Annotated in this window: 19 protein-coding genes and 1 pseudogene; 11 read left to right on the top strand and 9 right to left on the bottom strand. The window is 53.3% G+C overall.

Going from position 1 to position 20090, the window contains the following annotated elements; genetic code table 11:
* The first annotated feature begins 80 nt into the window (after window positions 1-80).
* The 3 genes from gloA to QJQ48_RS22600 all read left to right on the top strand — a co-directional run bounded on the left by gloA (window position 81) and on the right by QJQ48_RS22600 (window position 4472).
* Window positions 81-515, top strand: coding sequence for a lactoylglutathione lyase (gene gloA / locus QJQ48_RS22610; RefSeq protein ID WP_346293515.1), 435 nt, complete (start codon window positions 81-83; stop codon window positions 513-515).
* A gap of 204 nt (window positions 516-719) precedes the next feature.
* Complete coding sequence (gene clpB, locus QJQ48_RS22605; RefSeq protein WP_346293514.1) at window positions 720-3395, top strand: ATP-dependent chaperone ClpB; 2676 nt, start codon at window positions 720-722, stop codon at window positions 3393-3395.
* A gap of 33 nt (window positions 3396-3428) precedes the next feature.
* Window positions 3429-4472 carry a glycosyltransferase family 2 protein gene (locus QJQ48_RS22600; RefSeq protein WP_346293513.1) on the top strand — a complete coding sequence of 348 codons (1044 nt, stop codon included), beginning with the start codon at window positions 3429-3431 and terminating at the stop codon, window positions 4470-4472.
* Here QJQ48_RS22600 and QJQ48_RS22595 read toward each other — a convergent pair.
* Window positions 4455-5669, bottom strand: a complete 1215-nt coding sequence (locus tag QJQ48_RS22595; RefSeq protein ID WP_346293512.1) for a glycosyltransferase family 87 protein — start codon at window positions 5667-5669, stop codon at window positions 4455-4457. The genes QJQ48_RS22600 and QJQ48_RS22595 overlap by 18 nt on opposite strands.
* A gap of 158 nt (window positions 5670-5827) precedes the next feature.
* Here QJQ48_RS22595 and QJQ48_RS22590 point away from each other — a divergent pair, with 158 nt between their 5' ends.
* The 3 genes from QJQ48_RS22590 to ctpC all read left to right on the top strand — a co-directional run bounded on the left by QJQ48_RS22590 (window position 5828) and on the right by ctpC (window position 9142).
* Entirely contained in the window at window positions 5828-6286 is a 459-nt protein-coding gene (locus QJQ48_RS22590) for a tetratricopeptide repeat protein (RefSeq protein ID WP_346293511.1), read from the top strand.
* Between the two features lie 116 nt (window positions 6287-6402).
* On the top strand, window positions 6403-7629 hold the full coding sequence (gene ispG / locus QJQ48_RS22585; RefSeq protein WP_346293510.1) for a (E)-4-hydroxy-3-methylbut-2-enyl-diphosphate synthase: 1227 nt from the start codon (window positions 6403-6405) through the stop codon (window positions 7627-7629).
* Between the two features lie 211 nt (window positions 7630-7840).
* Window positions 7841-9142 (top strand): carboxyl-terminal processing protease CtpC, encoded by a 1302-nt coding sequence (ctpC, locus tag QJQ48_RS22580; protein WP_346293509.1) that lies wholly within the window; start codon window positions 7841-7843, stop codon window positions 9140-9142.
* 64 nt (window positions 9143-9206) lie between these two features.
* On the opposite strand, the gene QJQ48_RS22575 is transcribed toward ctpC, so the two are convergent.
* The 4 genes from QJQ48_RS22575 to QJQ48_RS22560 all read right to left on the bottom strand — a co-directional run bounded on the left by QJQ48_RS22575 (window position 9207) and on the right by QJQ48_RS22560 (window position 11274).
* Window positions 9207-9392, bottom strand: coding sequence for a DDE transposase family protein (locus tag QJQ48_RS22575; RefSeq protein WP_346293508.1), 186 nt, complete (start codon window positions 9390-9392; stop codon window positions 9207-9209).
* Between the two features lie 33 nt (window positions 9393-9425).
* Window positions 9426-10391, bottom strand: coding sequence for a hypothetical protein (locus tag QJQ48_RS22570; RefSeq protein ID WP_346293507.1), 966 nt, complete (start codon window positions 10389-10391; stop codon window positions 9426-9428).
* Window positions 10392-10504: 113 nt separating this feature from the next.
* Window positions 10505-10768, bottom strand: a complete 264-nt coding sequence (locus tag QJQ48_RS22565) for a DUF2164 domain-containing protein (RefSeq protein ID WP_346293506.1) — start codon at window positions 10766-10768, stop codon at window positions 10505-10507.
* Between the two features lie 14 nt (window positions 10769-10782).
* A complete protein-coding gene (locus QJQ48_RS22560; RefSeq protein ID WP_346293505.1) occupies window positions 10783-11274 on the bottom strand; it encodes a thiol-disulfide oxidoreductase DCC family protein in 492 nt (163 codons plus the stop codon).
* 61 nt (window positions 11275-11335) lie between these two features.
* Between QJQ48_RS22560 and QJQ48_RS22555 the strand changes: the two genes are divergently transcribed.
* The gene (locus QJQ48_RS22555) at window positions 11336-11701 is read left to right on the top strand and encodes a hypothetical protein (RefSeq protein WP_346293504.1); all 366 of its coding nucleotides are present in this window, start codon (window positions 11336-11338) and stop codon (window positions 11699-11701) included.
* Between the two features lie 19 nt (window positions 11702-11720).
* Here QJQ48_RS22555 and QJQ48_RS22550 read toward each other — a convergent pair whose 3' ends face one another.
* On the bottom strand, window positions 11721-12164 hold the full coding sequence (locus tag QJQ48_RS22550; protein ID WP_346293503.1) for a hypothetical protein: 444 nt from the start codon (window positions 12162-12164) through the stop codon (window positions 11721-11723).
* A gap of 181 nt (window positions 12165-12345) precedes the next feature.
* Here QJQ48_RS22550 and QJQ48_RS22545 point away from each other — a divergent pair, with 181 nt between their 5' ends.
* The gene (locus QJQ48_RS22545; RefSeq protein ID WP_346293502.1) at window positions 12346-12825 is read left to right on the top strand and encodes a DUF4188 domain-containing protein; all 480 of its coding nucleotides are present in this window, start codon (window positions 12346-12348) and stop codon (window positions 12823-12825) included.
* 115 nt (window positions 12826-12940) lie between these two features.
* A complete protein-coding gene (locus QJQ48_RS22540) occupies window positions 12941-13972 on the top strand; it encodes a cysteine hydrolase family protein (RefSeq protein ID WP_346293501.1) in 1032 nt (343 codons plus the stop codon).
* A gap of 31 nt (window positions 13973-14003) precedes the next feature.
* Here QJQ48_RS22540 and QJQ48_RS22535 read toward each other — a convergent pair whose 3' ends face one another.
* From QJQ48_RS22535 to QJQ48_RS22525, 3 genes are all read right to left on the bottom strand, one after another.
* Window positions 14004-14819, bottom strand: a complete 816-nt coding sequence (locus QJQ48_RS22535) for an eCIS core domain-containing protein (RefSeq protein WP_346293500.1) — start codon at window positions 14817-14819, stop codon at window positions 14004-14006.
* 101 nt (window positions 14820-14920) lie between these two features.
* Window positions 14921-15136, bottom strand: coding sequence for a hypothetical protein (locus QJQ48_RS22530; protein WP_346293499.1), 216 nt, complete (start codon window positions 15134-15136; stop codon window positions 14921-14923).
* A 92-nt stretch (window positions 15137-15228) separates the two neighbouring features.
* Window positions 15229-16557 (bottom strand): pentapeptide repeat-containing protein, encoded by a 1329-nt coding sequence (locus tag QJQ48_RS22525; protein ID WP_346293498.1) that lies wholly within the window; start codon window positions 16555-16557, stop codon window positions 15229-15231.
* A gap of 267 nt (window positions 16558-16824) precedes the next feature.
* Here QJQ48_RS22525 and QJQ48_RS22520 point away from each other — a divergent pair, with 267 nt between their 5' ends.
* Together QJQ48_RS22520 and QJQ48_RS22515 are read left to right on the top strand one after the other, a co-directional pair.
* On the top strand, window positions 16825-18546 hold the full coding sequence (locus QJQ48_RS22520) for a tetratricopeptide repeat protein (protein ID WP_346293497.1): 1722 nt from the start codon (window positions 16825-16827) through the stop codon (window positions 18544-18546).
* 169 nt (window positions 18547-18715) lie between these two features.
* Window positions 18716-20090: pseudogene (locus tag QJQ48_RS22515) on the top strand (hypothetical protein); the annotation flags it as partial.

Below are 20090 nucleotides of genomic sequence, written 5' to 3'. Positions count from 1 at the left end.
GGCCAACGGCGGATAGTGCCTGTCTTTGAGCTTTTGTCTCAGAATAAGAAGAAGTAGCAAGTGATCAATATTAATAAACTATGCGACTACTACACACCATGTTGCGGGTCAAAGATTTAGAAGCGTCTCTGCGCTTCTACTGTGACGTTCTAGGCATGAAGCTATTGCGCCAGAAAGACTATCCGGGCGGCGAGTTTACTCTAGCCTTTGTCGGCTACGGCGAAGAAGCTGACCATACTGTGCTAGAGCTGACCTACAACTGGGGCCGCGAACAGTATGAGCTAGGCGATGCCTACGGTCACATTGCGCTAGGCGTAGACGACATCTATGGCACCTGTGAGGCAATTCGGACGAAAGGGGGCAAAGTTGTCCGCGAACCTGGCCCGATGAAGCATGGATCTACCGTGATTGCCTTTGTGGAAGATCCTAATGGTTATAAAGTAGAGCTAATTCAGCAGGGGACTCAGGGGTCAGCGAGTCATAAGTCAGCCGCCACTGCGCAGGCAGCCGGTTAGCTTTTTCAGAAAATTGCTAAAAGATTTGAGAAGTCTTGGCGATCGCGTTCTCCATAGACTTCTCAAATGCGCTTATAGCCGCTAGCGTTGAATAGCCCGCTCTTTTGCTGAGGGGCTGAATTGATATACTAGAAGCCCCCGGCTTTTACAAAACTTAACTGCACTTTATCCGTTTTTTCGTTCGTTAAACCTCTCCCCTAAACCATGCAGCCAACCGATCCCGATAAATTTACAGACAAAGCATGGGAAGCAATTGTTGAAGCTCAAAATGTTGCCCGCCGTTTCAAACAGCAGTATTTAGAATCCGAGCATGTCACGGTGGCGCTGCTGGAGCAAGAAGGTCTAGCCCATTCGATTCTCAAGCGGCTAGAACTCGACCCGGAGGTGATGCTGCGAGAACTGACGGTGTTTGCCCAGCGGCAGGCGAGAGTGCGTTCGACCGGAGACAGCAATCTCTATCTGGGACAAAGCCTCGATCGCCTGTTAGATAAGGCCGACGCCTCTAGGGAAAGCCTTAAGGACAAGTTTATTTCGGTTGAGCACCTGCTGCTAGGCTTCGTCGATGATGAGCGCATTGGGCGGCGACTGCTGCGGGGCTTTAATGTCGATAGCGCCAGCATGATGGCGGCGATCAACACGGTGCGCGGCAGCCAGAAAGTGACGACGCAAAATCCGGAGTCCCGCTACGAGGCCCTAGAAAAATATGGCCGCGACCTGACCGAAGAAGCCAGAGGCGGCAAGTTAGACCCGGTGATTGGCCGCGATGAAGAGATTCGCCGGGTGATTCAGGTGCTCTCTCGCCGTACGAAGAATAATCCGGTGCTGATTGGCGAGCCGGGGGTGGGAAAAACCGCGATCGCCGAAGGTCTGGCCCAGCGCATCATCAACGGTGACGTGCCGGAGTCTTTGAAGAACCGCCAGCTTATTTCCCTCGATATCGGCGGTCTCATTGCCGGAGCTAAGTACCGAGGGGAATTTGAAGATCGGCTACGATCGGTGCTGCGGGAGGTGACGGCTTCTGGCGGCCAGATTGTCCTATTTATCGACGAACTCCACACAGTTGTAGGCACCGGGGCTGGGCAGGGCACGATGGACGCGGGCAACCTGCTCAAACCGATGCTGGCGCGGGGCGAACTGCGCTGCATTGGCGCTACCACCGTAGACGAATATCGCAAAAATATTGAAAAAGACGCGGCCCTAGAGCGACGCTTCCAGCAGGTCTATATTGGTCAGCCCAGCGTAGATGACTGCATCTCGATTCTGCGGGGCCTGAAAGAGCGCTACGAGGTGCATCACGGCGTCCAAATTTCGGACTCGGCCCTGGTTGCAGCCGCAACGCTGTCAGACCGCTACATCAGCGATCGCTTCCTGCCGGACAAGGCCATTGACCTGGTAGACGAAGCCGCCGCCAAGCTGAAGATGGAAATTACGTCTAAGCCAGTAGAACTAGAAACCATCGATCGCCGGTTGATGCAGCTAGAGATGGAAAAGCTGTCGCTGGAAGCCGAAGGGCAAGCGGCCGGTGGTGCCTACCGCCCAGCCCAAGAGCGCCTAGAACGGATCAAGCAGGAAATTGCCGAGCTATCGGAAAAGCAGCAGGAACTCAGCTCCCAGTGGCAAACCGAAAAGCAAACTCTAGAAGCGATTAACACCCTCAAGGAGCGAGAAGATCAGCTGCGGGTGCAAATCGAGCAGGCAGAGCGGGCCTACGACCTAAACAAAGCAGCTCAGCTTAAATACGGTGAACTAGAAGGCGTTCAGCGCGATCGCGAAGACAAAGAAGCCAAGCTGGTGGATATTCAGGCGCGGGGCGAAACCCTGCTGCGAGAGCAGGTGATCGAAGCCGATATTGCGGAGATTGTAGCCAAGTGGACAGGGATTCCGGTCAATCGCCTGATGGAATCAGAGCGGCAAAAGCTGCTACAGCTCGAAAAGCACTTACACCAGCGGGTGATTGGTCAAGATGAAGCGATCGCCGCTGTCTCTGCCGCCATTCGCCGTGCCCGGGCCGGGATGAAAGATCCCGGTCGTCCCATTGGCTCGTTCATGTTTATGGGGCCAACCGGGGTGGGCAAAACCGAGCTAGCCAGAGCTTTGGCTGAGTTCTTGTTTGATGCCGAAGATGCGATCGTGCGCATCGACATGTCGGAGTACATGGAAAAGCACGCCGTTTCGCGGCTGGTGGGGGCACCTCCCGGCTATGTGGGCTATGAAGAGGGGGGGCAGCTCTCTGAGACAGTGCGGCGGCAGCCCTACTCGGTGGTGCTGCTAGATGAGGTCGAAAAGGCGCATCCGGATGTCTTTAATATTCTGCTGCAGGTGCTAGACGATGGCCGGATTACCGACTCTCAGGGCCGCACCGTAGACTTCCGCAATACCGTCATTGTCATGACCAGCAATATTGGCAGTGAACATATTCTGGATGTGGCAGGCGACGACTCCCAGTACAGCGAAATGCAGCGGCGGGTGATGAACGCGCTGCAAGGGCATTTCCGGCCTGAGTTTCTCAACCGAGTAGACGATATTATCCTCTTCCATCCCCTTAGCCGCACCGAGCTGCGCCAAATCGTCAATATTCAAATTCGACGGCTGCACCGCCTCCTAGCTGACCAAAAAATTACGCTAGAGCTTTCTAGCGCCGCGCTAAATCATATTGCGGAAGTGGGCTATGATCCGGTCTATGGCGCTCGTCCCCTCAAGCGGGCCATCCAGCGGGAACTGGAAAATCCCATTGCCACCAAAATTCTAGAGAACACCTTTACAGAAGGCTCGCTGATTCGGGTTGGCCTCAGTCACGGTGCCTTGACTTTCAGCACGCAGTCACCGGAACCGACAGTGCAGCTAGATTCTCCCCCCCAGCCTGTTTCATCCAAGTCTTAGCCCAAACTGAGTCTGGCGGGTAATCTAAAAAGCATGGAAGTCTTGCGGAAAGTCATGCTGCTAGAAAACTCGTCTCAGCCATCGGAGTTTAAGCCACGGTCAGAACTGACCATTACGGCAGTTTTGCCGGTCAGGAACCGGCGGCACTATACGCTAGCGATCTTGCAGCAGTTACAGGAGCAGAGCCAGCAGCAGGACATCCCCCTGCAGGTTGTCGTCGTAGATGACGCCTCCACAGACGGGACACCTGAGCTGATTAGCAGCCGCTTTCCGCAGGTGCATCTTTTGGCGGGAGATGGCAATCTTTGGTGGACAGGGGCGATCGCTCAGGGAATGCAGTATGCCGTTGAGACTTTAGCAAGTGACTATATTGTTTGGCTAAATGACGACATCACCCTAGCCGCTGATTTTCTGACTAACTTGCTGCAAGTTTGTCAGGAAAATGCCGATCAAAAAGTGATTACCGGCGGCATTGTCCGAGATCAAACCTACCCTGACTGGGTCGTTTATGGCGGCGTGCTTAATAGCCAGCTCATCAACAGCCTAGAACCGTTTCAGACCCAGTCCACGCTGACAGTGCATACCCTAAACGGCAATTTAGCCGTGATTCCGGTTCAGCTAGTGAAAATGATTGGCCTGCCTAATGCTGAGCGATTTCAGCACTATGGCGGCGATTACGAATATATTTGCCGAGCGAAAGCCCAAGGCTACGCCATTCACCTTTCCAGTCGGTTGCAGGCCACCACGCACTTTCAAATTACTGATATCGTGCGCCATATGCCCCTGACTCTACAGTGGTATTTGGCCCCTACCTGGTTAGCCAAGAAGCAAGTCTTTCATCAGCTAACCAGCCTGAAATCACCTCAGAACGTGCAGCACATGGTCAACAGTATTTATCGCAGCCAGCAGTCGGTGCCACGCTGGAAATATGTGATTTTTTATCTGCGTAAGGTCGTTAAATTGTTTCTGAGCCAAGTGACGCCGCCGCCTAAGCAGCAGCAACAACTCGCTGATTACCTAAGACGCCATCAAATTCCTGAACCCATTGCGCAGGAAATCTTATCGCGCCATTTCTGAGTCGAAAGCGGGAGGCTTTTGTAAGAGTCGCTGACTCAAAAAAGGTAGCTGCATCCCCAAGGCAAACAGAACTGAAACCACATAGGCTAAAGCCACGTTGAGATTGAGGAAAGGCGGACAGAATAAAGGCAGCAGGATAAAAAATCGCCCCAACTGGCTAGATCGATCATAGAGATAGAAAAATAAGGGCAGATGCCAAACTAACCCCATAATCCAGGCTTTGGGGTTAAAAACGTTAATCATATTGAGAAAGCCGAAAAACTGATAGTTTTTAGGACACTTTCTCGCCGCGATGAAAAAAAGTATGGTCAGAACTAGACCTAAAACGATGGCTCCCGTCGAGGAGTTTTTGAAGAATGGATTCATAAAGCCGTTGACAAAATCGTGGCCTAAGCGCAGTCTTGGCCCATCCACCGATTCCACAATATTTTTAAAGACTCTCTGACCATGTAAGTCAATAGGCACAGCGCTGGTAATTTCACCAAATACTTCAGGCACAATGCGGCTGAGAAAATGGCGATAAACAGCAATGCCGAAGTAGGGCAGCGGCAGCAATAACAACACAGTGGTATAGACCAGCGTTTTGGCAATGAAGTCAAAATTGCGCCGGAATCCGTAATAAATCAGCACGCCTAAGGGGATGACCTTGATGTTAGCGGCCAGGGCCAACGCTAAGGCGGCTAGATGGCTTCTCCCTTTTTGCTGCCACAGAAAAGTGAGGAGGGCCAAATAAACGACCACTAGATCAATCTGACCTCTTTCTACTGAAGCAATGATTGGAAAGCTGCAGGCAGCAAATAGAACTGCTTCACCCTTAAGCGAAAATCGACTGTATTTAGCCAGCTCAAAGCAAATCAGCCCAAAGAATAATAGGATGACGGCAGTGAAAACGATTTTGGCGGTGCCATAGGGGAGAAGCGCAAAGGGCGCATAGAGTATCGCCGCGAGTGGCGGGTATCTTAGTCCAGAACTGGCCTGACTGCCTGCATTGACCGGGCTGTAAAATTCCGGAAAATTAGAAACATGATTGAGATAGGGATCTAGCTGGTAGAGAACGGATTTTCCAGCGATATAGGATGTCCGAAAATCAAACTGATAGGTTTCAAACGCTAGCGCAATTGAAAAGACAACGGGCAGAAAATAAAGGCCGTATCGTCCTAAAAAATGCAATAGCTGCGATCGCTCTAAAACCTTCATGCAACTCGCTTCCTGACTAATGGAGATGCTAATCTTGCGTAAAGTGCGCTGTCTCTCCCGGTACAAGGCACTGGCCTAATAACTGGCCTGATAAAATAATTCACCCCAAGCGCTACATTTGTATCACCTAGTTTGATAAATTCCAGCTCGGATTTTTCATGATTGAGCAACGGTTAGCCGCCCTCAAGAGTTCCGACGAGACGGTTCGCTCTCAGGCCACCGCAGACTTTTGGCAGGAATGGTTTCATCAAAAGGGCGCTGATAAAGCCCAGCTTTTGCTGCGCAGCCAAGCTTTGCTAGAGCAGGGGGAGACTGCACGGGCAGAAGAGCTACTAACCCAGCTCGTACAGGCTGAGCCTGATTTTGCCGAAGCCTGGAATCGCAGAGCGGTGCTGCACTACCTGCAAAAGAATTATCAAGCGGCGCTGGCAGACTGTCAGCGGGTGATTGCTCTGGTGCCCTATCACTTTGGCGCGCTGCACGGCTTGGGACTTTCGCAGGCGGCACTGGGTAACTACCGAGAGGCGATCGCCGCTTTTCGGCAGGCATTAGCGATTCAGCCCTACGCCACTGTGAATCAGCGCCTAATTCTAGAGTGTACGGCTCGTTTGAGCTAAATTCTCTCAGCAGATGTTGTCTACCTAGCACGTAAACCACCTGATTCTGTGGCACTCTGAATTAAGGAGCTTACACTTTAAACACCGAAAACACCGAGCTGAATCCCGCTTGCGCTATGCAAACTTTGCCCAATCCTACGGCTGCGCCCGCTGCTGAAGCGAATCCTGCCTTTGACACCACCATCCATCGTCGCCAAACCCGCCCCGTCCAGGTTGGTGACGTCACCATTGGTGGGGGGAATCCAGTCGTCGTCCAGTCAATGATTAACGAAGACACGCTGGACATCGACGGTTCAGTGGCCGCCATTCGCCGCCTGCATGAAATTGGCTGTGAAATTGTGCGGGTGACCGTGCCCAGTATGGCCCATGCCAAAGCGATCGCTGAGATTAAACAAAAGCTAGCGGCCAGCTATCAGCCCGTACCGCTCGTCGCAGACGTGCATCACAACGGCATGAAAATTGCCCTAGAAGTGGCCAAGCACGTCGATAAGGTACGAATCAATCCAGGGCTATATGTTTTTGAAAAGCCAAGCGCTGCCCGCACAGAGTACACGCAGCAAGAATTTGAGGAAATTGGCAGCAAAATTAGCGAAACCCTAGAGCCTTTGGTGGTTACCCTGCGCGATCAGAACAAGGCCATGCGCATTGGCGTAAATCATGGGTCCTTAGCCGAGCGAATGTTGTTTACCTACGGCGATACCCCAGAGGGCATGGTGGAATCTGCCCTAGAATTTATCCGCATTTGCGAGTCCCTAGACTATCGCAATTTAGTCATTTCTTTGAAAGCTTCTCGCGTTCCCGTCATGCTAGCGGCCTACCGTCTGATGGTGCAGCGCATGAATCAGTTGGGGATGGACTATCCCCTACACTTAGGCGTCACCGAAGCCGGAGACGGTGAATATGGCCGCATCAAGTCTACAGCCGGTATTGGCACGCTTTTAGCCGAAGGGATTGGCGATACGATTCGCGTTTCTCTCACCGAAGCACCAGAGAAAGAAATTCCGGTTTGCTACAGCATTTTGCAGGCTCTAGGGCTGCGCAAAACAATGGTGGAGTATGTGGCCTGCCCTTCCTGCGGGCGGACACTTTTCAACCTCGAAGAAGTACTGCATAAAGTCCGGGAAGCCACTAACCATCTCACGGGTTTAGACATCGCGGTTATGGGCTGTATCGTCAACGGCCCTGGCGAAATGGCGGACGCGGACTATGGCTATGTCGGCAAGCAGCCAGGATACATTTCCCTCTACCGGGGGCGAGAGGAAATCAAGCGGGTGCCAGAAGATCAGGGTGTGGCGGAACTGATCAACTTAATTAAGGCAGACGATCGCTGGGTAGATCCCTAAACTTGTATTAAGGAGTGAGCTAAACTAGCCAACATTCTCGTCAATGTTTGTTAGAACAAGGTCTAATGCTCTTACTTTTGCGAAAGAGCATTTTTCAAAAGAGCTTTAGCTCGCGTAAAAGCCCGCCTTAGAAAGTGGGTTGTCCGACCCGATCGCTAAACTTTTGGTGTGCTAGATTGAGCATACCGCCCTCAGACACATCAGTTGATTTATGGCAATTTCAAAACGTGGACTTGTGCTTGGTGCGACAGCTCTTGCGGTCGCCGCAGTTACAGTGACCGGCGCGGGCATTCATCTTTCTCAAGGACAGGCCTTTTTTCGAGAAAGCCCTAAAGAGCTAGTTGATGAAGTTTGGCAGCTCATTGATCGCAACTACGTCGATGGCACCTTCAATCAGGTCGATTGGGAAGCTATCCGCATGTCTTATCTAGGGCGAGATTACGGCAACCAGGAAGAAGCTTACGACGCTATCCGGGAGATGCTGGAGCAGCTTGATGATCCCTATACGCGCTTCATGGATCCTCAAGAGTTTCGCAATATGCAGGTGGATACATCTGGGGAGCTGACGGGGGTTGGAATTCAGATTTCTCAGGATGAGGAAACTGATGAAATATTGGTGGTAGCGCCGATTGAAGATACGCCTGCTTTTAATGCTGGTGTCCAAGCTCAAGACGTAATTGTGGCCATTGACGGTCAAAGTACCGAAGATATGGATCTCAACGAGGCGGTTAACCTGATTCGGGGGCCAGTGGGTTCTCAGGTAAAGCTGACGCTAAAGCGGGGCGATCGCACGATGGACTTCGATATTGAACGCGCTCTGATTGAGATTCATCCGGTGCGCTATAGCTACCGGCAAGAGACTGAAGGCGGTATCGGCTATATTCGCTTAACCCAGTTCAGCGCTAATGCGGCTGTCGAAATGCGGGAAGCGATTCAAGAATTAGAAGATCGAGACGTCATTGGTTACATTCTAGATCTGCGCGGCAATCCAGGCGGTCTGCTTTATTCCAGCATTGACATTGCTCGGATGTGGTTAGCCGACGGCGCCATTGTTTCTACGGTCGATCGGCAGGGCATCGTGGATGAAGAAGCCGCCAATAATCGAGCCTTGACAGAGCTGCCGCTGGTTGTCCTCGTCGATGGCGGTTCGGCTAGCGCTAGCGAAATTCTCTCTGGCGCTTTGCAAGACAATCAGCGAGCCGTCTTAGTGGGTACTCAGACCTTCGGTAAGGGGCTGGTACAGTCAGTCAGAAGCCTGCCTGACGGGTCTGGAGTTGCGGTAACGGTAGCTAAGTACCTGACGCCGAGCGGTCGCGATATCAATAAGCAGGGGATTGAACCCGACGTGATTATTGAGCTGAGCGAAAGCGATCGCGAGAGCTTTGCGGAGGACAGAGAAAAGGTTGGCACCTTAGAGGATCCCCAATACGCCAAGGCGCTGGAGATTTTGAGTCAGCAGATTCGCGTCAACCGAGAAGCCGCCAATGTGCCCAGCACGCCTGCTCTCAACTAGGGGCGAGTTGTTAAGGCTGAAAAATTGCAGGCCGACTAGGATCTACCTGGTCGGCTTTTGGCCATTACTGGGGCCGACATTTACCGGCTCGAATTAGTCCTACTCGCCGAGCGATCGCCTCGCCCTGGGAGCCAAACGGTCCCCAATGCTGCGGCTTGGCTTCTGCGATCGCATCAAACTGCTCGCCAGTGATAATTTGGCAATGTTCGTCTGCGTCTTTGGTGATGTACCAGCTTTGAGCGTCAGCCATATACTCGTTGCCCCCTGTGTATCGGCAGTTTAGCTACTTCTTCTTACCTTTCTTTGACTTCTTAGACTGAGCACCACCAAAGCCCTTTTTATTTTTAGACTTGTTGGTTTTCTTTTGTGAGCTTGTGTCTTGCTTCATTTGGGAAAAGTCACTCAGCATGGGCCGGGGATTTTCTGCCAGTGTCCACCCACGGGCGATCGTGTCCATTTCCGCTGCTTCAGAGAGTTCTGAATCGATTAGCTGATCCCTTGCTTGCTCAAAAGCTTCAAATTGTTCCAAAGCCTCCATAAATTCTTCCATCCCTTCCGGCAGTTGAGGCTTCAACTCCTCCTCGCTAAAGTCTGACTCTTGCGCCAGACCTAACGCGATCTGTATTCTGGGCCAACTGCCTGCAAAGAGCTGATCAACCGGGCCTTGCTGATAAACTTGCTCAATCAGCGGCGCGGCGGCAGTTACCTGCAACTCAACCAGTTCTTGCACCAAAATGCCGTTCAAGCCAGCGCTTTGCGACTGAAACTGCTCCAGTTGAGTCTGCATAAACTCAACAATGGGAGTGCGGAGCTGCACTGACTTCTTAGCCAGTTCTCCCAAAGCCTCAACCGCTGTGATCACACCGATTTCATCGTCAGCTTCTCTGTCTGCCGCAACATAGCTGGTCAAGGGTTCAAAAGCAGGCTCGCCCAGCATAGAAAATGCTGCTATCAGTTCCGGTGGTAACCAGTCGTCTTCAAAATCAAACAGCGGCACAAGTGCGGCGGCAGCTTCGCCTGCTTGGAGCTGCGCTAGCGATCGCAGGGCATGCCAAGGTGCCCAACACTGCAGTTTTTCTTCGCTGTCCCAGAGGGCCTCATCCATCGCCATGCGAATAAGGTCGGGCACGTGCTCTGAGGTCAAGCCAAATTTAGCCGGATAGTTAGGCCAGTCACTGGCCTGTTTCTCCAAGCATTCCTGATATTCCAGCAGTTGATCGACAGGGGGCGTGTAGGACTGAGAGGACATTAAATAGCTTCCCAGAGCGCTTTCTTACGAGCTTAAGACAGCTTGCCAGAGAAGCACAACTCCAAGCTAATTTAATTCAACTGTTTCGTCCGTCTCAACTGCAAAACATGAGCTTAAAAAGCTTCCGGTTCGTACAGCGTCGGCTCTAGCTCAGCAAGTTTGTCTTGCACAAACTGATGGGCATCCTGAATTGCCTGATTGTAGACCAGCGGGCCTAGCTCAGCCACGAAAAAAGCCAGCAAACTCTTGGCCTTGAAGTAGCTGATTTCCTCATCTAGCTCTGTGGCAAAATGAGCCTGAACTGCATCGAGAAGCTGAGCCTGCTGTTCCTGAGAAAGCTTGATGTGAACCGGACTGTGACGCTGGCGCTGGCTCATAGATAATGCCGAACTTAGTTCGTCTCTAGCTTACAGCGATCGCCAGTATCGCACGCTTCCTGACGCTGCCGTTCTGCCACTAAAGTCTGTAAGTTGGGCCGCCCGGTCAGCTGCAGCCGCCAATCTGCCCAAAGCTCGTAAAGCTTGTCTACAATCGGGCCAATGATAGGCCATTTTGTGACGGCATAGATCCAGCCCATGCCCAAGATCTGGTAGACTCGCCGGAAAACCGCGACGTTTTTGATCACGGTGCCATCAGGTAGTACGGCATGAATGCGGCCCATCGCCGTTTCGTAATCAATGCCTGCGTTTTCATCTGGGCTGTAGGCTTCATCGGCAATATCCACAAACTTGACCAAGCCGCGTCCCGCGTCGCGCTTTTGCAAAAAATTGACCTCTCTGAGGCACAGCGGACAGTCGCCGTCGTAAAGCAGCTTAATCTGCCAGTGCGGGTTAGCTGGGTTCTCTGCTAGGGTAGTCTTTCTAGGGGTCTGCGGTGAGATCACGGATACAATGCCTTGGGCTTTTGAAACAGTTTGTAACTCTATTTTAAGAAAGATTTGCTCTATGAGGTATCTCGCAACCACGCTCCTCGCCAGCGGCCTGTTTATTACCTTTAGCTTTCTGCTGCCGGTAGACGGATATGGACTGCAACAGGGATGGATACCCCTGTCGCTAGTAGGCTGGGCGATCGCTCCCTATGCTGTAACTCTCTGGGCAATCAAGCGGCTACGCTCCTGTAGAATTTCGCTAATCCTCTTGCTGATAGCAGCGACTCTCTTGACCTTTTCTAGCGTCATAATCAGCTACGAAGCTTTTATTGCCCATCTCGACGCCCAAAGCAGCCTCACTTTCGTGGTGCTGCCGATTTATCAGTGGATTGGCCTCAGCCCGCTGCTGATCACGGCGCAGCGATGGCACCGGGCTAACTAGACTGATGCAGCAAGAGCGCCTATGCGCCTGCCACTAAAACGCCCCCCACAATAATCAGCGCTGCTCCCAGCAATAGCTTAATAACCGAAACATTCTGCCATTCAGCAAAAATCAGCAGCCCTAGCAGCACCGTGACTAGGGTATTCATGTTGTAGAGCGGGACCAGCTTAGAAATAGGCGTGCTGTAGCGGGTAAGTCCAACTGCGACTAAGGCCGTGCCTGCCGCCCAAAAGGATCCCATCAGCACCGTATAGCTGAAGGCAACGGGAGGCAGATTGCGATTGGGCCACAGACCATAGCTGACTCCGCCAATGAGGACGACCCCGATGCCAATGCCGACAAGGTAAGGACCTAGTCCAATATCGCTTTGATTGCTGGACTTTTGCAGGATACCGAATAGGCCATAAAGCAGCGCGGGTGCAAGGCCGCCGACCAGCAGCCCTGTCATTTGCATAGAGGACATAGAGCAGATTTTATTTTTACCTCTCTATTATCTAGCTGTTTGCCCTGAGTCATGGGCTGAATTAAGGCAGGCTAAATTTTATATGCGTAAATTTGCATATTTAATTACACATAGTGCGCATAGTTGCATATAAAATTGACTAGAATCAAACTGATGTATCTAGTCTCTGGCAGGAAGAATCATGGCTCAGATTTATGCGGGTCGCTATACGGCTCAAATTGAAGGCTCATTTGTGGTGTTCTTAATTGGTTTGCGGGTTAATCAGTTTTGGGCTGTGCATAAGTGGCTGCCGGTGGCCCAGGCCATGCCGCCGATGCTCAAAACGCTCTCCCAAAAGCCGGAAAAGGGCTTCTTAGGGGCTGAGCAGTTTTTTCATTTCTGGCCGCTGACGACGCTGATGCTCTCTTACTGGCGATCGTTTGAAGCTTTGGAAAAATTTGCCCGCAGCAAGGAAGATCCCCACTGGCGAGCCTGGCAAGATTTTATGCGCCGAGTCGGCAGCGATGGCAGCGTCGGGATTTGGCACGAAACTTATCTAGTGGAACCCGGGCAGTATGAGTGCATCTACGGCAACATGCCGCAGTTTGGTCTGGCAAAGGCGGCCAACCACACCGCGATCGCACCTAAAACCCAGTCAGCGCGGCAGCGGGTAGCGCAGTAAGTAAGGCCGGCTGCTGGCTTAGAGTGGCGTCAGAATCAGAGGCTGTCTGACGGAATCAGGGGGGCTGACTACAATCGTTTAAAAAGGGACTTGTTATCACACCGGGCAGCCAGCGATGACCACTCAAACCCAGCTTCCAATTCCAGACTATTTCGATGCGGCGCGCGTGGGCGAGGTCTGGCGGGTGCCCTACCAGGAACGGGCGGTGCAGGCTAAAGAATGGGCGCAGCAGCACGGTATTCAGCCTGCTGTAGAAGACACAACCAAGATTTGCCTGCTGGCGATCGATGTGCAAAACACGTTCTGCATTCCTGACTTTGAGCTATTTGTTGGCGGCCAGTCCGGCATGGGCGCGGTGCACGACAACGTCCGCCTGTGTGAGTTTATCTATCGCAACTTGGGTTCAATTACGGCGATCGCGCCCACGATGGATACTCACACTGCCGTGCAGATTTTTCACGCCGAGTTCTGGGTCAATGAAGCAGGCGAAAATCCAGCGCCGATGACCAATATTCATCTGCAGGACGTGCAGCAGGGACAGTGGCGAGTGAATCCGGCGATCGCTCCGGCTTTGGCTGAGGATAACTATGACAAGCTGCAGGCTTACGGACTCCACTATGTCAAACAGCTAGACGAGCGCGGCAAATACCCGCTGACCATTTGGCCCTATCACTCCATGCTGGGAGGCATTGGTCATGCTTTGGTTTCAGCCGTAGAGGAAGCCTGCTTTTTTCACAATCTAGCCCGCAACAGCCAAACTCGTTTTGAAGTCAAAGGCAGCAACCCCTTTACCGAAAACTATTCGGTCTTGAGTCCGGAGGTGCTGCAGGATGAAGCCGGCAGGGCGATCGCTCAAAAAAACAGCAGCCTGATTGAGAAGCTGCTCGCTTTTGACAAGGTGGTAATTGCGGGGCAGGCCAAGAGTCACTGTGTAGCCTGGACAGTTGATGACCTGCTGAGGGAAATTCAGGCGCGAGATTCAGCCCTTGCTAAAAAAGTTTATCTCCTAGAAGACTGCACTTCTCCGGTGGTGGTGCCGGGAGTCGTAGACTTTACCGAACAGGCCGATACTGCCTATGGCCGCTATGCCGAGGCGGGAATGCATCTGGTGCAGTCTACCGAGGCGATCGCAGACTGGCCGCTCTGAGGGTGAGAGGTGATTTGGTAAGGAACGGTTTTCAAACCGTCTCCGGCTTCTGCTGGATAGCGCTGCCGTTTTGCTGCACTACATGGGTTAGCTCGTGGGCAATCAGTTCTTGCCCCCCCTGGTCACCCGGATTGTAGGCCCCCTGGCGGAAGAAAACGTCTTGCCCGGTGGTAAACGCTTTGGCGTTGATAGATTGATTCAGCTGATCTGAGCGCGCATCCGTATGGACTCGTACGCCGCTGAAATCCGCGCCTAAAGCCTGTCCCATCGAATTTTGCAGACCCGCATCTAGGGGCTGCCCTTGGCCGCGCGAAGCCTGAATCGTGGATTCTAAATCCTGCTCGGCCTGCATTTCACCTGTGGCTTGCCGCTGCAGCATTGGTTTCATCTGCAGTTCGTCTTCCTCTTCGGGCATGGCCTCGCGCCGCAGCATCGGCTTCATCTGCAGTTCATCCTCTTCTTCGGGCATGGCCTCGCGCTGCACGTCTAGCTTGCCCTGTAGCAGTTCCTCTTCTTCGGGCATGGCCTCGCGCTGGACTGACTGCCCGGTTGAAGCCTGGGGTGAATTGATCTGACCTACAACCTGCTTGGCGACGCTGTCAGCTTCTTGTTCGTACTTGTCTCCTACTTCGCCAATCGTCAGCTTAGTTTGAATGGGAGCTGAGGCGGAGGGAAAAACAGAAACCTGATTGGGGTCGAACCCAGCCGTTTTTGCCTGCACTAGCTGAGTTTCGGCGCTGGCAGGCGCTTGCCGAACCCCAAAGGGCCGAGATTGAAGTGATTTAGCCTGGAGATGCGCCACTGTGCTCTGAGCGGTTGGAACTTTGGCTGTCTGTCTCGTACGCATAGCAGACCTCTAGCGGCTATTGATAAAAAGTCAATCCTGCCTCAAGTTTGGCATAGGTCAGTGGCGATCGCGCCGCATCGTCAAAAAAATTCGACTTAGGTCTAGTTACCCTGACTAGCTTCTTTCTCTCCGACGGGTGCCCAGAGAGCGGCTTCACTGGGCAAGGTTTGGGTCGCAAAGCGTTCGGGCGATCGCAGGCCGATCACAATCGGAATAGCTGCAACGAGGCAGGCTTGCAGAACGACAAAGCCGACTGTAAACAGAGGATGATAAACAGGAGCCTCACTCTGGTTTTCCCGCAGATCTTGAGTATGCATGGTCAGAAATAAAATAGCTTTATTTCTAAAGTAAACTCAAAAATCTGTATCGACTGCTACAGAAAGATAGATTTTTCAAGAGTTCACAATTCCTAGCAGCTGTGCACCTCGCCGTCGGGCATGGTGGTGCCGCAGAGATTCGTGCCTGCCGAAAAGACAATGCCTTCTAAGGTGGTACCTAGTAAGCTAGCGTCTTCTAGATCGGTGCCGCGCAGGTTGGCATTGGTCAGGTTGGCGTTGGTTAAATCAGCCCCGGCCAGCCTAGCGTCCTGCAGATTGACGTTAGACAGATTGGCGCCGCGCAGGTCTGCACCGCGCAGGTCTGTGCTGCGTAGGTTAGCGTTTGTCAGATTGGCGTTACTCAAGTTGGCATTTTGCATTTCAGCAGCGCTCAGATCGATGTCGCTGAGATCAGAATCGCGCAGATCAATGCTGACTAAGTTGCTGCCGCTGAGGTTGGCCCCGCGCAAGTCGCTGCCCTGTGAAATTACCGCCTCTAGCTCCGCGTCGCTAAGGCCGCTGAGGCTGAGATTGCTGCCCGTCAGGTTGGCCCCGGAAAGCTCTGTATCCTCCAGTGCGGCCCCCGATAGATTGGCCTGACGCAGATCGGCCAAAAACAGACTGGCTTCGGTCAGATTTGTCTCCGTCAGATTCGCCGTTGGCAAAATAGCCGAGTCGAGGTCAGCTTCCTGCAGATTGGCCTGAGCTAGGTTGGCTCCTTCCAAATAGGCCAGCGATAGATTGGCCTCCTGCAGGTCTGAAGCCGTCAAATTGGCCTGTCTCAGATCGGTGGCCTGTAAATTACCCTCTCGCAGATTCACCTGGTCGATGCCCGCATCTTGCAGCGTGGCTAAAAAGAGATCGGCCCCCTCTAAGTTAGCTTCGCTCAGCACCGTACTGGTCAGATTAGCCGCCTCAAAGCTAGCCCCGGACAAATCAGCTCCGGTCAAGTCAGCCTGCCGCAAATCGACTTCGTCTAAGTTGGCATTACTGAGATCGGCCCCGGTCAGATCGCGATCGCCCACCCCCTCTGTCACCAGAGCATGAACCAGCCGCCACTTGTCGTCAATCACCGTAAACGTATCGATCAGGGCATTGGCAAGCTGAGCCCGATCGAGATCGGCACTGGTGAGATTGGCCCCCGACAGATTGGCATTGCGCAGATCCGCCTCGCTCAGCCGCGCCTGAATCAGGAAAGCGCCCCGCAGGTCAGCGCCGTTGAGATTGGCTCCCCGCAGGTCGGCTCCCCGCAGATTGGCCCCGCGCAAAAAAGCGCCTGAGAGATCCGCATCGCGCAGATTGCAGTCATCACACTGGCGGGTTTCGCGCAGGCGAGCGACATGATTTTCGTTAGCGCCATAGGCGGCTGAAGTCAATATCCACAGCAGTCCCAGGCTAGGGAGCAAAAATTTAAGGGCCATCGTCTTCATGTCTACCCATTCGCCCAAATCTTAGCCGATCCGGCGGATCGAAAAAATTCGACATAGGTTTAGCCTGTTTCGCGGCTGACAGCCAGTACCCTGGTGATGGGAGTGAGCTTGGCTCAGGTTTAAAAGGCAAGTTGTGAGTAACGAGCGACTGACTGATCAGCCGCTAGGATTGTTGAACTTGAGATTGACAACCGCGCTTCACGATAACGTTAACGGTAGGGTGTGTTGTGGCGCAGCCTGACGTACCCTTTGTAGGCAATGAACTTTAATGATTGGCTCAGCTCTAAAATAGTTGGCTCTCTAGGCCTAGTCGCGGTTGCCTGTTTGGGGGCACCGGCAGCCAGGGCGATCGCGCCTTTACCCAGTGGCAATGACGCTGCCGCTAGCCGCTACGCCCAGGCAGGTCTGCTAGAAGAACTAGAGGACTTTGACTACTGGCGTAATCTCTGCGAACTTCAGGCCAGCGCCGAACAGTACGAGGAAGCCGTCACCGCTTGTGAAAAAGCAATTGAGCTAGAGCCGCGCGACTCGGATATTTGGGCGCTGCACAGCGGCATTTTAGTGGCGCAGCAGCAGTATCCCGAAGCGATCGCCTCGGCAACTCAATCCCTCAACCGCAACGAGGAAAATTCCCTGGCCCTGACCTACCAGTGCATTTCCTTCTCAGAGCTGGGCCAAACCGAAATGGCCTTAGACAAGTGCAATGAAGCCCTGCGAGTCAACGGCAGCTGGGGCAATCAGTCACCGGCGCTTGCCTGGTTCCGACGCGGTCGGATTTTGGCCCAGATGGAAAATTACGAGCAGGCGCTGGTGGCCTATGAGCGGGTGCTGCTGATGGAGCCAGGAGATTCCCTGGTGCTGGCCTATCGCTGCGAAGCCCTGCGCAATTTGACTAACTACGACGCAGCGATTGGAGCCTGTCAGGATGCCCTGATTGGCAACGGTGACTGGCGGCAGCAAAACGCGGCGATCGCCTGGTATAACCAGGGATTAGCTCAGGCTCAGCTAGGCGACTATAGGGCAGCCATCGATCTGTACGACCGAGCGATTAACGTGGATCCAGAGAATGCCTTAGTTTGGACAGCCCAGGGCAAAGCTCTAGAGCAAATTGAGGAATATGCCGAAGCGCTGACCTCCTACAGCCGCGCCGTTGAACTGAAGCCAGAGCATTCTCGTGCCTTGGTGGGACAGTGTACGTTATTCAACCAGCTAGATCAGTACGACATGGCGATCGTGGCCTGCGATCAGGCTTTGGCGGCAGAAAGTGACGGTATCTGGTGGGAAGAAGGCCCAGCTCAGGCTTGGATTGAGCGGGCACATGCGCTGACCGGGCAGGGGGAGTATGAAGCAGCCCTGGCTTCAGCTAACCGTGCCGTCGGCATTAGCCCTAACTTTACCCAAGCCTGGAGCGATCGCAGCGTGATTCTGTGGTTTTTAGAGCGCTATTCAGAGGCGCTAGCTTCTACCCAAAAGGCGATTGAGCTAGACCCAGCCTATGGAATTGCCTGGGCCAATCAGGCCCGAATTTTACGCACCTTAGAAGAATACGAAGCGGCCCTGAGCGCTTACGAAACGGCCTTGCAGCTTAACCCCGATGATGCCCTTACCTGGGCTAACCGCAGCGTAGTTTTATGGTATTTGGAGCGCTACGAGACAGCTTTGCTCTCAACCAATGCCGCCATCAACCTCAACCCGGAACTGTTTCAGGGCTGGTACAACCGAGCCACCAACTTGACTGCTCTCAACCGCTACGAGGAGGCCCTCGTTTCCTACCAGCAGGCATTACAAATCGATGCCGAAAATGCCGATGCCTGGGCCGGACTGGCTTTGGCTTTTAGCCGTTTGGGTCGGCTGGAAGAAGCCCAAGTTGTTGTGGCCAAAGCCTTAGAGCTGAATCCAGCTCAGCAAACCGCCTTAGCGCTGATGCAAAACATCAATCAGCAGCTTCAGCAGCAACAGCAACAATCAGTCATGCAATAATTGGCAACATTTACGGCAAGGCAAAGAGCGATCGCATAATCTGGATAGAGCAGGGTATCACCGCGACGGAGCACTTTAGCCATCTCTCAGCGTAAAGGGTTGCTGGGGCAGGCTATTTGGCTTAGTGCACATCATTCATCTTCATAACTGCCATCAGCAGGTTGATATCATGACGAAATTTTGGCGTCGTCAGCGGCCTCTTCAGCAACGCAGATTTAAGCAGATCCGTTTTGGCTTACTGCTGGGGCTGACCCTGCTGTTCAGCCTGATCAGTACGGGGCCTTGGCAGGCCGTAGCGACTGCTCCTGAAGCAATGCCCGTTGTCTCCGTGCCTAGCTGGCCGCTGCCGACATCAGGCGTGCTTATTGCCCAAGAAGCCAATGAACTCAGCGGCGTGGCACTGCTGCAAACAGGACAGCAGCTCTATGAAAACGGCGACTTGGCTGCCGCTGCTGAGACGCTGCAGCAGGCCGTGGCGCTCTACCAAAATGCGGGCGATCGCCTCAGACAGGCGGCGGCTCTGGGAAATTTGGCTTTAGTCTATGGTCAGCAGGGCAACTGGAGTTCAGCCAATCAAACCATAGCAGCTAGTCAGGCGCTTTTAGAAACTGATACGACGGGCGATCGCCCGCAGCTTTCTCTCCTAGCCCAAAGCTTAGATATTCAAGGCCGTTTGCAATATGCCCAAGGGGAAAAACAAGCCGCCTACGAAACCTGGCAACAGGCAGCCCAGCGCTACCGGCAGGTGGGTGACGAAGCTCGCTGGGTGCGCAGCCTGATTCGTCAGGCCAAGGCGCTGCAGGGACAGGGGTTCTATCTGCGGGCGGTTAGCGAAATTCTGCAGCCCTTGGCGGTAACGCTGCAGCAGCGGCCAGACTCGCTCAGCAAGGTCAGCAGCCTCCACATGCTGGGGGAAGCTTTGGTGGTGGCGGGGGATCTCTCCAGTGCCCAAGATGCAGTAGAGCAGGCTATCAGACTGGCGGAGCAGCTACTGGCAGCCCCCGGCCTTGAAGCCGCCCAACAGCAGGAACTGCAACAGGCGATCGCAGCAGCTCGGCTCACCCTGGGCAATATTTTTCAGGTTGAGAACTCCGGCACAGAAGCAGCGCTGAATGAATACGCTCAGGTTAGCCGCACCGCCGATCCGGCCAATCAGGTCCGGGCCAGGCTAAATACGCTGAGCCTGCTGATTAAGCAAAGCCGCTTTACTAACGCGGCTTCAGCAGTCAGTGAAATTGAGACGCAGTTAGCTGCTTTGCCGCCGAATCAGGAAACCTTGGAGAGTCGTACCCACTTTATTTTTGATCTACTTGCTTGGAAAGAGGCTAGCAATAGCAGTTTTCAGCCTCAAGACAAGCGGCTGTTTGCCCAACTGGCGATCGCCCGTGAACAGGCCAATAAGCTCAACAATAAGCGATCGATCGCTTACGTAACAGGCGCTTTCGGCAAGGCTTACGCGCTAAATCAGGGGTTAGAACAGGCTCAAACGGCGACAGAAGCGGCCCTGTTTTTATCTAAGTCGATCAACGCTAAAGACATTACCT

It is taken from the genome of Sphaerothrix gracilis Ecp01 (assembly GCF_030405905.1).
GTDB classification, from domain to species: Bacteria; Cyanobacteriota; Cyanobacteriia; order Phormidesmidales; family Phormidesmidaceae; genus Sphaerothrix; species Sphaerothrix gracilis.
Note: the sequence above shows the minus strand (reverse complement) of the source record. Positions and strands in the feature narration are given on the sequence as shown.

What these genes read in the sequence shown, in the direction of transcription:
- QJQ48_RS22570 (WP_346293507.1), bottom strand. Translation starts at nt 10,391, where the DNA reads ATGTCCTCTCAGTCCTACACGCCCCCTGTCGATCAACTGCTGGAATAT.
- ispG (WP_346293510.1), top strand. Translation starts at nt 6,403, where the DNA reads ATGCAAACTTTGCCCAATCCTACGGCTGCGCCCGCTGCTGAAGCGAAT.
- QJQ48_RS22600 (WP_346293513.1), top strand. Translation starts at nt 3,429, where the DNA reads ATGGAAGTCTTGCGGAAAGTCATGCTGCTAGAAAACTCGTCTCAGCCA.
- QJQ48_RS22525 (WP_346293498.1), bottom strand. Translation starts at nt 16,557, where the DNA reads ATGGCCCTTAAATTTTTGCTCCCTAGCCTGGGACTGCTGTGGATATTG.
- QJQ48_RS22550 (WP_346293503.1), bottom strand. Translation starts at nt 12,164, where the DNA reads ATGTCCTCTATGCAAATGACAGGGCTGCTGGTCGGCGGCCTTGCACCC.
- QJQ48_RS22590 (WP_346293511.1), top strand. Translation starts at nt 5,828, where the DNA reads ATGATTGAGCAACGGTTAGCCGCCCTCAAGAGTTCCGACGAGACGGTT.
- QJQ48_RS22535 (WP_346293500.1), bottom strand. Translation starts at nt 14,819, where the DNA reads ATGCGTACGAGACAGACAGCCAAAGTTCCAACCGCTCAGAGCACAGTG.
- QJQ48_RS22575 (WP_346293508.1), bottom strand. Translation starts at nt 9,392, where the DNA reads ATGGCTGACGCTCAAAGCTGGTACATCACCAAAGACGCAGACGAACAT.
- QJQ48_RS22595 (WP_346293512.1), bottom strand. Translation starts at nt 5,669, where the DNA reads ATGAAGGTTTTAGAGCGATCGCAGCTATTGCATTTTTTAGGACGATAC.
- QJQ48_RS22545 (WP_346293502.1), top strand. Translation starts at nt 12,346, where the DNA reads ATGGCTCAGATTTATGCGGGTCGCTATACGGCTCAAATTGAAGGCTCA.
- ctpC (WP_346293509.1), top strand. Translation starts at nt 7,841, where the DNA reads ATGGCAATTTCAAAACGTGGACTTGTGCTTGGTGCGACAGCTCTTGCG.
- QJQ48_RS22540 (WP_346293501.1), top strand. Translation starts at nt 12,941, where the DNA reads ATGACCACTCAAACCCAGCTTCCAATTCCAGACTATTTCGATGCGGCG.
- gloA (WP_346293515.1), top strand. Translation starts at nt 81, where the DNA reads ATGCGACTACTACACACCATGTTGCGGGTCAAAGATTTAGAAGCGTCT.
- QJQ48_RS22565 (WP_346293506.1), bottom strand. Translation starts at nt 10,768, where the DNA reads ATGAGCCAGCGCCAGCGTCACAGTCCGGTTCACATCAAGCTTTCTCAG.
- QJQ48_RS22555 (WP_346293504.1), top strand. Translation starts at nt 11,336, where the DNA reads ATGAGGTATCTCGCAACCACGCTCCTCGCCAGCGGCCTGTTTATTACC.
- QJQ48_RS22530 (WP_346293499.1), bottom strand. Translation starts at nt 15,136, where the DNA reads ATGCATACTCAAGATCTGCGGGAAAACCAGAGTGAGGCTCCTGTTTAT.
- QJQ48_RS22520 (WP_346293497.1), top strand. Translation starts at nt 16,825, where the DNA reads ATGAACTTTAATGATTGGCTCAGCTCTAAAATAGTTGGCTCTCTAGGC.
- clpB (WP_346293514.1), top strand. Translation starts at nt 720, where the DNA reads ATGCAGCCAACCGATCCCGATAAATTTACAGACAAAGCATGGGAAGCA.